A 16,461-nucleotide genomic window follows, 5' to 3' on the forward strand; every position below is an offset into this window, starting at 1 on the left:
TAATGGCTAACAGGGGAAGATCAGTGGTCAAGCTGTGACAGCTGTTCTTCGGTCAGACCGGTCATTCTCTTGACGGTGCTGCGGTCCATACCGTTCAGCAATAAATTACGGGCAACTTCAAGTTTGCCCTTCTCGATGCCCTTCTGTTCAAGCTGTTCCGCGATAGTCATCAGTTAGTCCTTGTGTTTCGGCACTGGCCGTGTCCGTTCGCCTGTATATTCCATGAATACTTCCGATAGTGAGGCAGGATATGGATTAGTGCTTAATCTGCGACAGCTGTTCTTCGGTCAGACCGGTCATTCTCATGACGGTGCTGCGGTCCATACCGTCCAGCAACATATTACGGGCAACTTTCTCGATTCCGCGTTGTTCACCGAGCTGAATGCCCTTCTGTTTAAGCTGTTCCGCGATAGTCATCAGTTCGTCCTCGTGTTTAGGCACTCGCCGTGCCAATTTACGTACAAAGGCTTCTGCGTTTGAAGTTTCGCCTGCCTGCGCAATGTAGTTTATCACCGAAACAAACTGCTGTCCTGTCATGGGTTCCGTCTGCAAAAGCGTAGCCAGATTATCCAGCAGCTCGGCCAGATCGCGCCGGTGAATGTGTTTCTGTATCAAAGTCAGGGCCGCCATACTGCGGTGTCCCATGATTTCAGCATCAGGAATGACGGTGACATCAACCAGCGGGAAACCCTTGTTGTAGAGGTTCTCTGCAAGCACCGGGTCACTAAATTCATCCAGCCAGCGGGTTGAATACGGATAAGGGCTGCGCTTACCGGTGTAAAACAATACCGGTATCACCAGCGGAAGCTTTTTATGCCCGGCGTCCAGGTGGCGTTGCATGGCTGCCACAGCATAGCGAAGAAGCCTGAAGGCCATATGTTTGTCCGGGGAAGACTGATGCTCGATAAGCACATGCACATAACCATCATTACCGGTTGTGGTCTTCAGGCTGTAAACGACGTCACTAAAGTAGGGACGCAGGTTTTCCTCAACAAAACTTCCTGACTCCAGTTTAAGGGTTTTGAAGTCGCAAACCGCCTGCAGCCCGGCCGGAAGGTGAAGCTGCATAAAATCCCGGGCGGTCTCGGGATGCGTCAGAAACTGCTTAAATACAAGGTCATGCGGGGTTGGGGTGGCTTTTTTCCCTCTCCTGGCTTTCCTGTACGACATGTCCTTCTCCTTGATTGGGATGCTGCTCACCTGCTATTAACAAAACTCTGCTATACATCTGATCTGATGGGAGTTTCAATAAATGACATTGAATCGCAGAATTTTGATAGATTACTGGCTATCCATACAGCAGCCTGTGCGCAATCTCGGTACTTCGGCCCCGAGATCCGATATCAATACCCTCATCTATTGCCCACCTCAGCGTTTCGTTTGCCTTATAAAGTCGGTTTTCTGGTCAGGTAGATAACGAACATCGGACAAAAAATCAGCACTAACCGGCACACCCTGGTGCATTGATATGCCATGTTGACTGGATACTGATGAGACAGAGAGGACGACGTAATGATCACCTTATGCAAAGCCTGCGGCACATCCTATGCGTTCACCGGCACTCCCCCGAGACAGTGTAAAATCTGCGAAGATGCACGGCAGTTTGTGCCTGCAACCGGGCAGCAATGGGTCGATTTACCCACCCTACTTGCCTCACATACAAATAAGTGGCAACAACATGAAGCCAGTCTCTTTAGCATCACCACCGTGCCTGATTTCGCGATTGGTCAACGCGCGTTCCTGCTAAGAACAGCGGAAGGGAATATTCTGTGGGATTGCATCGCCACTCTCGACAACGCCACGAAAACGTTAATTTCCGCACTGGGTGGGCTCAAAGCCATCGCCATATCACATCCGCATTTCTATACCACCATGCAGGAATGGGCAGCTGAATTTGATGCCCCGGTTTACCTGCACGCCAGCGATCGTCAGTGGATCATGCGCGACAGCCCCTATATCAGGCTTTGGGAAGGCGAGGCGATTAAACTAACTGCTGGCGTTACTGTTATGCATCTTGGTGGGCACTTCGCAGGCAGCTGCGTGCTGCACTGGGAACAGGATGAAGGGATACTGCTTGGCGGGGACACTGTTCAGGTCACACCTGGCGCGAATGCCGTCTCCTTTCTGTGGAGCTATCCCAACATGCTACCGTTACCGGCAGCGACGGTCCGGGATATTACGCAGCGCCTGAGTACCGTGAAGTTTGCGAAACTATATGGTGCGTTTGAAGGAAGGAATATCACGGAAAATGCGGGGGAGATCGTACGCCGTTCAGGTGAAAAATATATCGCCTGTATGAGGATGTAATGCGGACATCTGGGTAGCTTAAAAGCTACCCAGTGCTTATCACTACGCGGGAAATCAGGCTCGCGGATCTAGTGGTTATGGTCTCTGAGGAAAACCGTCAAAACGTCTTTGGGAGGCGTTACTCCACACTCTGATAGTAACCAGCCCACCGCACCGCGATGATATGTCCCGTGGAACAAAACATGATTAAGCATATCCTCAGCCTTCATTTCACCCTCCCCGCCGTCTACGAACTGGAATTTTATCGTAGTGGCGAGATCCTCGGCAGTCATGGCGTTAACCGCCTCGATATACCAATCCGTGCATGCGGCCATTTTATCGAGCAGCTCATCAGCAGAAGGAGTATCCGGCGTATTCAGCGCAGTGTACCCATGTTGCTGCCCTGTCAGGTTGGCCCTGAAAATCATGTCTACGACATAAATATGGTTCATCAGCCGGAGCGTCAGGTGTCGTTTTTCTGCTTTCGCAGAGGTGTCTACTTCTTTAATTGCCTTTAAAGTTTCGAGGTCAATCCAGCGCTTATATTTAAGCAATGTAACGATCGTTGGCGTGCTCATGGTCTGTCCCTGGCATTTTACATTGTGTCATCATATCAATAGCATGCAGAATTGGTACGTTGAATTACACTCCGTTAACAAATACCTTGTGGTATGAGTGCCGCACGATAAATCTGACTTACACTATATGCCCAGGAGGGAGTGGCGAAGGTTCTTTGATAACCTGAATGGCAAAGGTACTTCGGATGTCACGTACACCCGGTAACGGCAGTAACACCGTGGTGTGGAAAATCTCGTAGGCTTTCAAATCAGGCACTACCACATGTAATAGAAAATATGGCCGTTTTCTTGATAGAAACATCCGCTTTCAACGCATTCAGCAACTCTTTTTCAGCGTCATTCTTATCGGCTTTGCTGTACGCCTGATGATGATGATTCATGTGTAATACTCGCTCCATTAATCCCTAACATTTTGCGCCGAAATGCCGATAACCTTGCACGGCTTGGTTTCAGGCCGTGATGAGTTTCCTTTTTCTTTGTATCGAACAGGAGCACACCATGGATGTTTCGCAAATTACTTCACTGGCTTCCGGTCTTGATAATCTGGATCTTAAAAGCCAGGTGAACACCCTCGTACTGAAGAAAGCGTTAGATAACCAACAGTCCTCTGCAGCCAGTATTCTCGCATCCATTCCACAACTGCCAGCAAACCCGGCAATCGGACGGAATATCAATACCACCGCTTAAGCAGCTGCCTGACCGGGATTGATATGCTGGTTTACTCGCGGATGTCATCGCCGGCTCTTGTTAACGGGGAGTGAGAATCTCCCCGCTTTGCGGTAATCAACGCTTGAGCTTTGAGTGTGATAGACGCAGACATAACAAATGTACCCAGCGGTTTCCATTCACCAGACCTGCGAAATCCTCCGCAGTATTACCTCGGTTCATTTCCTATGTGCAACAGTTTGACAAAAACTCCAATCGCAACCGATCAAAATGGGTTTCAGAGCCTAAGGAAGCACAGCACAAGAGCAAAAAAAAAGATTATTTGGGAGGTGTTCAGAGGAGAGTTCAGGAAGGAATCCAGGAAGGTCATCAACAACAAGAGTGTCTAAGTTGTCTTAAAACCACTCAGAACATGATGGAAAATAATAACGGTGAAATTATTGTAATTAAAATGACCGAACTTACATATTATATTCATGGCTTTATATCTTGAAATGAAATATCTAAATAATTTAACCTGCTATCCCATTTTCAGGATAGCAGGTTAATTTATCATTCAAATCCTTGTTTAGGCCGCCAAAACATCTCTTTGCAGGAAGCCATTTAACGTTAGGTAGAAAAGATTTCTTCTCTTTTCAAAAAAAGAGTATGTAAGTTGTGATTTGTATTCCTTCAGTTTTTTCATCGTGATGATTAATGAATCACAAATTTTTTCATCATCCCATCCACGAAGGATCAGAAGAAAGACTCGCATTCTTGCACTATCATCCTTTTCTTTAAAAGGTTTAACTTTCTTGAACGTTTTTTTTCCATTGAAAAAGTCAAATACATCGAGGCTACGGACATCAAGAGCGAAAAACGAAACATTACAGATTGACTGAAGAATAAATACTTCCAACTCATTATTGTAAATCAATACAATATTTCTCGATCGAGAGTTAACCTCACCTCGACTCAACGCCAACAGGAAGTGATGAATATCATATACAAGAAAACTCATCTGAGTGTACGGCATATGAAGAGATAAATTCTCTATCGCATATTCGATGAATTTATTTTGCAACTGCGTGATAAGTCTATCGCTTTTTATCACATTAGCTCCATAGAATAAGTTAGAGGGAATTAATAAGCGCCGTCGCGTTTCAGCACTACGCCAACCGTTTTGAATAAAATCGCAATGTCATTCCATAAAGACCAGTTTTTGACATACCAGGAATCAAAGTAAACACGCGTTTCATAATCAACATCGTTACGACCGCTGACCTGCCACAATCCTGTCATGCCTGGTTTCGCCATCAGGTAATAATCGACATCACCAGCGTAACGACTTAGTTCGGCTTCGATAATGGGACGCGGCCCTACCAGACTCATATCGCCACGGACCACATTCCACAACTGTGGTAATTCATCCAGACTGGTTTTACGGATAAAGTGACCAACTTTGGTAATACGAGGGTCGTTTTTGAGTTTAAAATCTTTGTCCCATTCAGCTCGTGCCACCGGGTCAGTACGCAGTACCTCCTCCAGAACTTCTTTGGAGTTGATTATCATTGATCGGAATTTAAGACATTTAAACTTACGGCCATTAAGTCCAACGCGTTCATGACCATAAATTGGGTTGCCGCCATCACGGCTGACGAGATAGCCGAGAATCAGCAGGGCCGGGGAAAGCGCGACAATAATGCTAAGCGCACCAACAATATCAAACGCACGCTTCAGGAAGCGCGAGGTACGTTTCGCAAGGTTGTTGTTAACGCGTAGAATCATCACTTCATGGCTGAAGATATAAGCCATATCAGTGCCATAAAGCGGTACACCGCGCAGTGTCGGAATGACAGAAACCGAACGGCAATTACGTCGTGCCAAAGTTTTGAGCCAATTATCGCGATACTGACTTTGTTCAGACTCAACTGCGACAATAAACTGAGTTTCAGGATTGGTCAGTAACCAAAGGTCTTGTTCATTACGTAATACTGGAATACCGGCGATGCTTGCTTGCGGGCATTTACCGTCAACATCGTAATAAGCAACAACATCATATCCCATCACTTCTTCGCTTTGCAGAGCCTTCCAGGCCTCCTGGGCGTTCTTACTGCTGCCAATGATAACAGTCTGTTTTTTCCACATGCCAAAATGATTCAGCAAGCGACGTGCGATGGCTCGTCCAATAGGAATCACGATTAAAGCCAGCAACCAGGTAAGAGCCCAAACAAAACGCGACATCTGCCACTGTGAAAGCGCAGTAATTGATAGATCGATAACAGAGAAAATAAGAACAGTGCGGATAATTTCTTTAAGTTCAAACCAGAAAGGTTTGCGGTAAGTAAAATGACGCAGACGAACCCAGAACCATCCAACACAAATTACCGAAAGACAAATATGTGTAATAATTTTTAAATTGAGATCTTTGGCAGAAATATCGGCAAGCGGTGAGTGTGAAAGTGATTCAATCAGCGCCAGCGCAACAAATAGTGCGGCATTGAAAAAAATCAAGTCCGAAAAAGCCAGAGAAATCTTCGTTAGAAGATTTTTATAGGTGAAATCTGAGGTGATGTGTATACGTTGCTGAAGTGTATTCATATGAATAGACCCGTTCAGTTAAACCGTTAATGATTAACTTAATTTGATTTAAAGATTATAAGCTTAATACTTTGATTATGGGGAAATAAAACCTCACACTGGGAGATTATCAAAGTCGCCTATAAGTAAAAATCAATATAAATTTATATTTTAATTTCCAGAACTATTATCCTCTTGACACCTTTATTAATGCGCGTATGCTTTAAACAATACAAATAAAAACACATCAAAGGTTAAGGCCATAAGTTCATCCTAACCATTAAATGGTAAAACCACTAGCATTCATAAACTGTGAATAGGAGAAATAGTTTCAAGATGGTCGTGAATAACGCAATATCAACAATTAGTAAGAGAACTTTTTAAATGTTAACAACAAAAATATCCATGCCATTTTTAAATCCCACTAAATTATAATTAAAAAGCCAGGTGATTATAACCTAAATTACATAATGAACTGGTTATGGGTGAAGTATGTTTTCATTGATAAAATACTTTCACGCAAACGTTCCATTACACGCCATTTACGGGACGGGAAATCGGTTCTGTAAAGAGAGTGCTCAACAGTAGAGACAATTTGTATAGTCACGTCCAGTTTCTCCATTTTCAGAAATTCAAGACGAATGAAGAAACTGTAGTCAACACCACCAAGTGTAAATCTACCATCGAACACTTCCATGCCAACAGCAGTAAACTTATCGACTAATGAACGATAAATAACAAGCCCAGAGCCTATTGTGAGCAGCATATTTCCGGGAGTAATTTTAACGCCATCATTAATTCTTCTGACAGCTTCATTAATTATTGGGTAGTAAACTTTCCCATCTGCTCTGCTGCGAATATTCGGAATTTGCAAATCGACATCGTCAGTGTAATGCAAGTCCAGTTTCTTTAAGTGATTTTTCTTCAGGATACTTTCATCATCAAAAAAGACAAACCGTTCATAGTCTCTGTGTTCATTAATAACACTATTGCATACCGAACTTAATGGTCTGTCATCCAGGAACTCATTGATCGTGATATTATTAACAAAAAAACCCAACGTATGAATAAATTCTTTATCGAATTCTAATGACTTCGGACCGACATTAATAATCAGCAAATCCGTCTCAGTATATTCTTTGTTCATCAGGCAGTTTAGTGTTAGCGAGTCTTTATAGGTTTTATCATACAAAACCACAACTAACATTGTTTTGCACATATGTGAGCCTTTAAGCATTGAGATTAAAAAATCAGGAAATGTTCTACCCTTCCACAGTCTGGTACAGAGCAGTTATAGTTTTACGGTCAGGAGTAGCTAACTTCTTTACTCAGCTTAAATGCCTTCCATTTGCTTTCGATATAGCAATCCAACTCACTGTGGAAACGTTCTGCGGAGAAGCGCATAGCATTAGCACGGCAGTCGACGGGGAGTATCTCATCACGCACCAGATCAAATTTCTCTACGGCATCGACAATGGCTTCAGCTGATTGCTCATAGAAAAACAAGCCACTCGGACGTTCTTCACCATAAGGACGAATGGTTTCCAGCGCACCTCCCTTGCCGAAGGCAATCACCGGGGTGCCGCATGCCTGTGCCTCAACAGGAGTAATGCCAAAATCTTCTTCAGCCGCAAAGACAAACGCTTTGGCACGTTGCATATGGTCTTGCATCACATCATTAGGTTGATAGCCGAGGATCTCAACATTCGGCGTCGCCTTCGATTTGATTTTTGCCATTTCTGAACCATCCCCGATCACCACCAGTTTCTTATCTGGCATACGGCTGAAGGCTTCCACAATCAGATCGATGCGCTTGTACGGCACCATACGTGAGGCAGTGAAATAGAAATCTTCCTTCTGCTCACGCAAGGTGAAGCGGTCAACATCAACGGGTGGATAGATGACATCAGCTTCTCTGCCGTACACCTTTTTGATACGACGGGCAATAAAGTGGGAGTTAGCAATAAAGTAATCAACACCATTAGCGGTGCGATAATCCCACATGCGAATGTTATGCAACATCCAGCGTGCCAGCTTACCCTTCAGGCCTTTATCCATCCCGGACTCACGCAAGTATTGATGCTGGAAATCCCATGCATAACGAATGGGAGAGTGAACATAGCTGATATGCAGCTGATCCGGGCCAGTTAACACCCCTTTTGCCACCGCATGGCTGCTGGATAACACAATATCGTGCTTCGTTACATCCAGCTGCTCAATAGCAAGCGGCATTAAAGGTAAATAGGTTTGATATTTCTTTTTAGCTCCCGGCAGGCGCTGGATAAATGAGGTTGTGGCTTTCTTATCATGAAAAAGATGACGGGAGTCATCGGACAAAAAATCCACTACCGAATAAATTTCCGATGCAGGGAACAGTTCAATAAATTCAGCGATCACTCTCTCTGCCCCGGCGAATCCCACTAACCAGTCGGCAACAATTCCTACACTTAAATTTCGTGACATTATTAAACCCTCTCTAGCCCTGCACGAGACGAAAGAACCCTAAAACTGCGGCGTCTCCGTCGTTATTACTCTATTGCCCCGCATGAGGGACAATGAATTAAAACCAAGTTATCTTATTCAGACACTCTACTGAATAACAAAAAAGCTCCCTGGCACCGCTAATAATACAGCCATGCTTGAAAGGGCTGGCGAAACATCCGATTGCTACGGATTAGAAAAGTGAGAAAACATCACTCATGATTATGGTTTGAATATTGACTCACTTTATAAATTAGAAAGCGATATTATTGTTATTAGCTACGGAGAATAGAAAGAATGTTTTCTGTATGTTGTTGCATCAATGCGACATCAGCTCGCGATTCCACATTCAAGCGAACGACTGGTTCCGTATTGGAACTGCGCAAATTAAAACGCCACTCTGAAAATTCCAGGCTGATACCATCAGTACGGTCCAGAGTTAAAGCACCTTCTTCATAGTGCTGCAGAACACGCTCGATTGCCTGCTGCGGTTGTTCCAGTACGCTATTGATTTCGCCAGATGCTGGGTAAGCTTCCATGCGATCATTCACCAGCTGACGCAGCGATTGCCCTTTAACCTGAAGCAACTCAGCCACCAACAGCCATGGAATCATTCCGCTATCACAGTAGGCAAAATCTCGAAAATAATGGTGTGCACTCATTTCACCACCGTACACCGCATCTTCCTGACGCATGCGTTCTTTGATAAAAGCATGACCCGTTTTAGACATAACCGGGACACCGCCAGCACGGCTGACAACATCAATGGTGTTCCAGCTCAGACGCGGGTCATGGATGATGCGGGCACCAGGATCCTTTTCAAGGAAGGCTTCAGCCAACAGGCCAACAATGTAGTACCCTTCAATGAAGTTCCCTTCGCTATCAAACAGGAAGCAGCGGTCAAAATCACCATCAAACGCGATGCCCATATCAGCCTGAGAAGCGACTACAGCATCGGTAGTATCCTGACGGCACTCCGGTAACAGGGGGTTGGGAATACCATTGGGGAAATTACCATCTGGCTGGTGATGAACTTTAATAAACTCAATGGCGATACCAGCGTGTTTGAAACGTGCCTCTATGGCATCTACAACATGCCCTGCAGCACCGTTGCCGGAGTTGACCACTAACTTCATCGGCTTAGTAAAGTTATCCAGATTAATGTAGCTGAATAGCTTATCAACATAAGCATCCAGTACCGGAATGGTGGTATAGGAACCTGTTTTTTCCAGATCTACCGGTGGGAAGTCATTATCTTCCGCCAGGCGTTGAATATCTCGTAACCCGGTATCACCACTGATAGGTCTTGAACCTTCGCGCACCAGTTTCATGCCATTATAATCTAATGGGTTATGGCTGGCGGTGACTTCAATACCACCATCAACATTCAAATAGGATGTCGCAAAGTAGATCTCTTCAGTGCCAGACAAACCAATATCAATGACGTCTGTACCCGCATCCTGAAGACCTTTGGCTAAAGCAAATTTTAATCCTTCACTGGTCAATCGTACATCACCGCCTACGACCATTTTTTTTGGTTTTAAATATTCTCCATAGGCACGTCCGATGCGATAGGCGATATCTTCATTTAATTCTTCGCCTAACTTCCCTCTAATGTCATAAGCTTTAAAACAAGACAATTTACCAGACATATTTCACCCCTAATTAGCAACGGCCATAATGATCTTTTGTTCGAATGATATCGTCCTCTCCCAAATAGGAGCCGGACTGTATTTCCAATAATTCGAGAGGGATTTTCCCAGGGTTTTCCAACATATGCTGGGCACCAATCGGGATAAACGTCGATTGGTTTTCTGTCAGTAAATAAGTGCTATCGTCAATGGTGACTTTTGCCGTGCCAGAAAGAACCACCCAGTGCTCAGCACGATGGTGATGCATTTGTAGAGAGAACATTCCGCCAGGTTTTACCGTCACGCGGTTAACGTGATAACGCGGCATACTGACGACTTTGTCGTTTTTCCCCCAGGGACGATAAGACTCACGATGGACGCGATGTTCACCACGCTCGCTTTTCTTCAGGAACTCGACAACCTTCTTAACGTCTTGTACCTGAGACTTATCGATGACCAATACCGCGTCTTTGGTATTGATGATAACCAGATTCTCAACGCCTACCGCTGCAACCAGTTTCTCATCAGTGTTGATATAACAATTGCTGGCATGATGAGTGAATACATCACCCGTCAGTGCATTGCCCTGGGTATCTTTATTATTTACATCCCACAATGCTGACCATGAACCAACGTCATTCCAGCCTGCATCCAGTGGAACAACGATCGCATCATTGGTTTTCTCCATCACTGCATAGTCAACTGACTCATCCGGGCAGGCGATAAACGCTTTCTTATCGACGCGGATGAAATCTTGCTGGGCGTCAGTCTCAGAGGTAGCAATAGATTTCTGGCAAGCTTCAAGGATGTCTGGACGGAACTGAGCAATCTCTTCAAGGAAACGGCTGGCGCGGAACAGGAACATACCGCTGTTCCAGTAATACTCACCGCTTTCCAGATACTGAATTGCTGTCGGCAGATCCGGTTTTTCGACAAAACGCTGCACACGAAACACCGGAGCCTGTGGGCTGCCCATCATGCCGCCACGTTGAATGTAGCCATAGCCAGTTTCAGGCTTAGCCGCGACAATACCAAATGTCACCAGCTTACCCTGCTCAGCAAATGGGATAGCATCCTTGACAGCCTGGTGAAATGCGGTGCGGTCACCAATAACGTGGTCAGCAGCAAGTACCAGCAGTAATGGGTCCTCACCCTTTGACGCAGCACTAAGTGCAGCCAATGTAATTGCAGGGGCAGTATTACGCCCTACTGGCTCAAGAATAATGTTGTTAGAAAGTTGATCGATATGGCGCAGTTGTTCAGCGACCAAAAAGCGATGTTGCTCGTTACAGATCACTAATGGTTCAGAAACATCCAAACCATTTAAGCGGATAACAGTCTCCTGCAACATTGAGTTTTCGCCATAGAGACGAAGGAATTGTTTTGGATAAAGCTCACGAGACATCGGCCATAGACGGCTGCCAGTGCCGCCAGCCATGATTACTGGAAGAATCATATTTACCTCGAATTAATAATCGCTACTTTATCAGCAAATGATTAAAGTTAGATATTAAAGAGATTTACTAGAAAAATAGGTGAGATATCAGAAAGACGAAAATTACTTAGCAAATACATTGCACTTTTCGACAAGCTGCCGAGCGTAGTCAAGATGAATGTCTTTATTTTTGATATTAGTATTAATATTAATTTTATCACCAGAGAAAACAAAATTAGCTGTGGCTTCACCCTTAGCATCAACATCTATTCTATTGAAGAAATCGAATAAACCATCAAAGCGACAATTATCGACTTTATTTTTGAACCCACCATTTACAAAAATAACAGGTGTTCCCATAGCGAGGCAGGGTAAAGCTGTATGAATCCTGGATGTCACAACAAGTTTAGCATTGGCGAGACGTTTTAAAAAGTTATCAGCGAGCTTAAAGCCCTCCTGGGCTGATATATAGGGAATGATCTGAGTTTCGAATTTAGCATTTTTAATCAGATCTGGGTGGAAATATTTATTTAATACGCGATTTCTATGATTAAATTCGAAAGCACGCCCGTTCAAAATTCTTTTGCCAAACCTTAATGGTTTGCGCAGTAACTCTGGAATGGTCATTGAATCATACATTACATCGATAAAATATACATCATTTGTAATGTTGTCCCGTTTATATGTCTCACCAAGTGTAAGTGTCATGCAACCAGAGTAATAAGCGTCTATACCTTTAGAAATCAATAGATCTCTTGTATAAAAATCACGACAACCTATTGGCTCATGTTTCTTGAAATGTGCAATAGCAGCTGGTGTGAAAATAGCATCTACGATAGTTGAGTTAATATGTACCGAAACATATAACGGATCAATAGATTTAGCTGGCGGGAAATTTTCAGGAATATCCATATACCATGCATTCATGATCATTTTTACAGCATCACCCTCATATGTATTCATATGATCGCGTGGTATAAGTGAATCTACAGAGCCTAAAAATTGTTTAGCAGCAGTGCTTTGCACATAGTCGCCCAAGTTGATCCAATTTCTTTTCACATAGATATCACTTTCGTACGTCATAACGCCAAATCTATTACTCATAACCTCACCTTTATAATAACCGTAATATAGCCCATTAAAAACGTTTCTTTATCATCCCAAAAATAAAGCGTCTTTCTGCAGAATTGATGGCAAATATAGAAAACATCACAAGTACGAAAATAGCATTAACTATGATCAAACATATTAGTCCCAGTAACCCGTCCAAAAGATATCGAACTATAAATTCACTAAATGCAATAGATAGAACACAAACAAAAGCCAACCTGGGAAAGTCATTCAGCAAGAATGTTTTATATTCCATACTTGATGATTTACTAATATAAATCACTCTATATACGAGAAGAGCAAAAGCACATGCTATTCTTGCTGAATATGCCACATAAATTGAAAAACCACTCATGTAAAGAATAAAGGAGAGTAACAAAGAAGCCAGCATAATTGCGGAGACTGTAATCTGATATCTTTGTAATCTGCCTACTGCATAAATTGCTGTGATGTATGGCCCTGACAACGAGTCGATCAATATATAAACCACCACTAGCTTTATCAGCGTTACTAAGTATGGGGGAACCTGAGAAAGCCATATATTAACAATGAACGCCGTATCAACAAAAACAGGAATTGCAGAAATAAGCACAATGCATGCTGTCAATTTGCACGATAATGAAATTAGTGACGAAACTTCAGAAAAGTTAGAAACCGAGTGTTGCTTGATAATTTGTGGGTTAAACGCAGTTTGCAGTGTTCCGATTATTCTATTAAAAGCGACCATAATCTGTTCAGCCAACCAGATAGAACCATTGGCAACAACACCTACAAAGAAATACGTAAGAAGCGCAATACCCTGTGACAACCCAACAACACTTAATGACCCTATCATTGACCAGCTTGAGAAAACAAATATCTCTCTGAAGAGTCCTTTACTTTCAGTAAATCTTGGTCTTATTTTGCATATATCAAATTTGTTGACGCAGAAAACAACATAAACAATGAAAACACAGAAATATCCGACCAATAAAAACAAAGCATATGAAACTATTTTATGCTCAAAGCTAAACAAGGTGAACAAAAAAACCATCAACCATCGTTGAAAAGCATCAAAGATACCTATCTTCGCAAATGCATCCATTTTTTCCAATGCAATAAGAGCAGCCATAAAGGGTGTTTGCATTATCTGGAGTAAAAGCGATACGACTGAAATTTGGTAAACCCAAAAGACATCTGTAACTCTATCTATTGGCACTTTCATTTTATGCGTCAGAAACCATAAACCTAATGTTTCTGCCAAAAAAAGAATAGCTCCACATATTGATATATGAACTAAAATACTTGTGTTAAAAACTCTATTGGTCCACGCATGATCATTTCTGCCTAATCCAACAGACAAGAAACGCTGTGTCGCTAAAGCCGAAACGTTTTGGATAAACGAAAACAATACTATAATGCTACCTACTACACTGTATAACCCGAAGTCATAAACACCTAGAGCCTTCAATACCATTCGTGATGTATAGAACGTCACGAACATTATGAGTAGCATTCTGCCGTACAACATAATGGTATTTCTTGCCATTAATTTTTTATCGACCACGTAATGTTCTCTTTTATATTAAAGTTATATCAAGATTATCTACTGCTCCCATCTAAATTTCATCTTTAATCAATAGGAAAAATCAAATAGAACTAAGATGTGAATCAATTTTATAGGCCGTCTTTTCCCAAGAGTAATTCTTCGATTGGAGCAGTCCTTTATTGATCAGATCATTTCTTAATCTCTCATCATTATTGATATCATAAATTGCTTTAGATATTTCATTAACATCCTCAGGATTAACTAAGTAGGCCGCACCACCTGCAATCTCACCTAAGGAAGATGTCGAAGATGTTATAACAGGCACACCGCTAGCCATAGCTTCCAAAACAGGCAAACCAAACCCCTCATAAAAGGAAACAAAAATAAGAGCCTTTGCACCTCTATAAATTTTTGGCAATTCTTCCTGTTCTATAAATCCAGTGAAGATAACTTTGTCTTCAATACCCAATTCCTTTATCTTTCTCTTGACAAACTCGTTCTCTTTGCCAGTGAAAACCAACTTTAATGAACCTGGAAGTTCAGCTTTTTTGAATGCCTCCAAGGTGCCTATCTCGTTTTTATGGGCTTTCCTATTGCTAACACACAAAATATATTCAAATGGGTACCCCATTTCGTCACCCTCAGGGGAGAATGCGTCAGAAACGCCATTGCCAACATTAATTACTTTATCTTCTCTGACTCCTGCCCAGTCAATAATTCTGGTCTTTGAAAATTCAGAGACGGTAAAAATATATTTAGCTTTTTTGCACCCTCGCATAATTACCAGTCTGTAAAATATTCTCTTCAATAAACTCGAATTTTCCTTTCTATCCAAGTGGTTAAGATCATGAATAGTAATTACATATGGTGAGCCTGAGTACAAAGGCGGGATGTAACCAGGAAAGAAGAATACTTTATTTCTTGTAAACGCAGTTTTCAGAGTCAGTCTAATAGCATCTAATGGACTATAGGGCTTCCCTGTGAAATAGGCATTATCATAACAATTTATTTTATTTGTCTCATGAGCGAATGTACCAATACCACCGGTCCCACTCCATCTGTTATCTATCAAAATTTTTTTCATGAAAAAATCACCGTTAAATTCAAAATATTAAACCAACAGATTTAGACTCAATAAACTCATCAATTTTATTTGCCAGAGACTTATACTCCTCACCTCCAGTCGAATATAAGAACCTATCTTCTATATAGTCGATCATTCCATCACGAGCGGGGGCAATTACTGGAATTCCCCTCTCCAATGCTTCCAGCATTATCAACGGAACCCCTTCATAGTTAGATGGTATAACTAAAAGATCCACATCATCTGAATAGTCCCAAACCTTCTCCTTCCAACCCATAAATGAAACTGTAACTCTGCTGGAAAGCCCGGATGACAAATCAACTAATTTATTCAGATCAGGCCCATCTCCGATTACTTTTAAATTAACCTTAATATCTGAACTTAAGACCTTAAGTGACTCTATTAATGTATCCTGTCCTTTCTGTCTAAAATAAACCCTCCCTGCCATCAGAATCGTTATAACATTCGGTGAAATTAAACTACGCCGTTCACCTGAAATTCGTTTCTGAAAATCATCATGCTCTACAAAATTCCTTAATATTTTTACATGTGAAGTCGGGTTTTTTTTCTTCAAATCACAATAAAACTGATTGCATATTGTAATGTAGTTTCCACAATTACCGTAAACATGTTTCGCCAGCAAGTCTTTTACAAAAGCACACCTACTCCCCATTTTCTTAAAGCTGTGAGTATAGGGGATGTAGCTAATCACGTTGTTAATTCCTAGTTTTCTACTGGCATTAATCATTCCCGACCCTAACTCAATGTCACCCTGAACAATAACTATATGGTCGAATTTATCTTTAATACTTTTCAAAAAGTCATTAGATTCGCCTTGGTATTTTACATTGAAGAACGAGTGAATGATTTCCAATTTCCTATGTAAAACTTCATGCAAACTAAACTCGATTGATGACTTACTCAAGAAATCTATTAATTTTTTATTATCTCTTGGGACAAACAATGAAATACTGATGCCTTTTTTTATAAATCTTTTTATATGATTTATAGCCATCAACTCATGACCACCTATTATTGATGCTGTAAAAACAACTGCTACCTTCTTATCTATTAGCATATTCCCCTCACAATATGATTACCCC

Annotated in this window: 15 protein-coding genes and 2 pseudogenes; 2 read left to right on the forward strand and 15 right to left on the reverse strand. The window is 42.2% G+C overall.

Annotated elements, in window-relative coordinates; genetic code table 11:
* Nucleotides 1-20: 20 nt before the first annotated feature.
* Nucleotides 21-177 (reverse strand): annotated as a pseudogene (locus RCF31_RS23475) (ISNCY family transposase); the annotation flags it as partial.
* A gap of 78 nt (nucleotides 178-255) precedes the next feature.
* Entirely contained in the window at nucleotides 256-1,170 is a 915-nt protein-coding gene (locus RCF31_RS23480) for an Rpn family recombination-promoting nuclease/putative transposase (protein WP_416414158.1), read from the reverse strand.
* A 342-nt stretch (nucleotides 1,171-1,512) separates the two neighbouring features.
* Between RCF31_RS23480 and RCF31_RS23485 the strand changes: the two genes are divergently transcribed.
* On the forward strand, nucleotides 1,513-2,307 hold the full coding sequence (locus tag RCF31_RS23485; protein ID WP_416414090.1) for an MBL fold metallo-hydrolase: 795 nt from the start codon (nucleotides 1,513-1,515) through the stop codon (nucleotides 2,305-2,307).
* A 68-nt stretch (nucleotides 2,308-2,375) separates the two neighbouring features.
* Here the strand turns inward: RCF31_RS23485 and RCF31_RS23490 are convergent, their stop codons facing one another.
* The 3 genes and pseudogenes from RCF31_RS23490 to RCF31_RS23500 form a co-directional block, all read right to left on the reverse strand.
* Entirely contained in the window at nucleotides 2,376-2,864 is a 489-nt protein-coding gene (locus RCF31_RS23490; RefSeq protein WP_416414091.1) for a DinB family protein, read from the reverse strand.
* A gap of 118 nt (nucleotides 2,865-2,982) precedes the next feature.
* Nucleotides 2,983-3,138, reverse strand: a pseudogene (locus RCF31_RS23495) (Lrp/AsnC ligand binding domain-containing protein); the annotation flags it as partial.
* Complete coding sequence (locus RCF31_RS23500; protein WP_416414178.1) at nucleotides 3,113-3,244, reverse strand: hypothetical protein; 132 nt, start codon at nucleotides 3,242-3,244, stop codon at nucleotides 3,113-3,115. The gene RCF31_RS23500 and the pseudogene RCF31_RS23495, both read right to left, overlap by 26 nt.
* Before the next feature lie 118 nt (nucleotides 3,245-3,362).
* Between RCF31_RS23500 and RCF31_RS23505 the strand changes: the two genes are divergently transcribed.
* On the forward strand, nucleotides 3,363-3,551 hold the full coding sequence (locus tag RCF31_RS23505; protein ID WP_299456725.1) for a YjfB family protein: 189 nt from the start codon (nucleotides 3,363-3,365) through the stop codon (nucleotides 3,549-3,551).
* Nucleotides 3,552-4,098: 547 nt separating this feature from the next.
* Here RCF31_RS23505 and RCF31_RS23510 read toward each other — a convergent pair.
* From RCF31_RS23510 to RCF31_RS23555, 10 genes are all read right to left on the reverse strand, one after another.
* Nucleotides 4,099-4,623 (reverse strand): hypothetical protein, encoded by a 525-nt coding sequence (locus tag RCF31_RS23510; RefSeq protein WP_416414092.1) that lies wholly within the window; start codon nucleotides 4,621-4,623, stop codon nucleotides 4,099-4,101.
* Nucleotides 4,624-4,652: 29 nt separating this feature from the next.
* Nucleotides 4,653-6,110, reverse strand: coding sequence for an undecaprenyl-phosphate galactose phosphotransferase WbaP (wbaP, locus tag RCF31_RS23515; RefSeq protein WP_416414094.1), 1,458 nt, complete (start codon nucleotides 6,108-6,110; stop codon nucleotides 4,653-4,655).
* Between the two features lie 442 nt (nucleotides 6,111-6,552).
* The gene (locus RCF31_RS23520; protein ID WP_416414095.1) at nucleotides 6,553-7,308 is read right to left on the reverse strand and encodes a hypothetical protein; all 756 of its coding nucleotides are present in this window, start codon (nucleotides 7,306-7,308) and stop codon (nucleotides 6,553-6,555) included.
* Nucleotides 7,309-7,394: 86 nt separating this feature from the next.
* Complete coding sequence (locus tag RCF31_RS23525; RefSeq protein WP_416414096.1) at nucleotides 7,395-8,552, reverse strand: glycosyltransferase family 4 protein; 1,158 nt, start codon at nucleotides 8,550-8,552, stop codon at nucleotides 7,395-7,397.
* Between the two features lie 293 nt (nucleotides 8,553-8,845).
* Complete coding sequence (gene cpsG, locus RCF31_RS23530) at nucleotides 8,846-10,222, reverse strand: phosphomannomutase CpsG (protein ID WP_416414098.1); 1,377 nt, start codon at nucleotides 10,220-10,222, stop codon at nucleotides 8,846-8,848.
* A 13-nt stretch (nucleotides 10,223-10,235) separates the two neighbouring features.
* Nucleotides 10,236-11,657 carry a mannose-1-phosphate guanylyltransferase/mannose-6-phosphate isomerase gene (locus RCF31_RS23535; protein ID WP_416414099.1) on the reverse strand — a complete coding sequence of 474 codons (1,422 nt, stop codon included), beginning with the start codon at nucleotides 11,655-11,657 and terminating at the stop codon, nucleotides 10,236-10,238.
* A 102-nt stretch (nucleotides 11,658-11,759) separates the two neighbouring features.
* On the reverse strand, nucleotides 11,760-12,740 hold the full coding sequence (locus RCF31_RS23540; protein WP_416414101.1) for a polysaccharide pyruvyl transferase family protein: 981 nt from the start codon (nucleotides 12,738-12,740) through the stop codon (nucleotides 11,760-11,762).
* Nucleotides 12,741-12,774: 34 nt separating this feature from the next.
* On the reverse strand, nucleotides 12,775-14,292 hold the full coding sequence (locus tag RCF31_RS23545; protein ID WP_416414102.1) for a hypothetical protein: 1,518 nt from the start codon (nucleotides 14,290-14,292) through the stop codon (nucleotides 12,775-12,777).
* 82 nt (nucleotides 14,293-14,374) lie between these two features.
* Nucleotides 14,375-15,358, reverse strand: coding sequence for a glycosyltransferase family 4 protein (locus RCF31_RS23550; protein WP_416414103.1), 984 nt, complete (start codon nucleotides 15,356-15,358; stop codon nucleotides 14,375-14,377).
* A gap of 19 nt (nucleotides 15,359-15,377) precedes the next feature.
* A complete protein-coding gene (locus RCF31_RS23555; RefSeq protein WP_416414105.1) occupies nucleotides 15,378-16,436 on the reverse strand; it encodes a glycosyltransferase family 4 protein in 1,059 nt (352 codons plus the stop codon).
* Between the last annotated feature and the right edge of the window lie 25 nt (nucleotides 16,437-16,461).

Source organism: Pantoea sp. App145 (assembly GCF_047947045.1).
GTDB lineage: Bacteria > Pseudomonadota > Gammaproteobacteria > Enterobacterales > Enterobacteriaceae > Pantoea.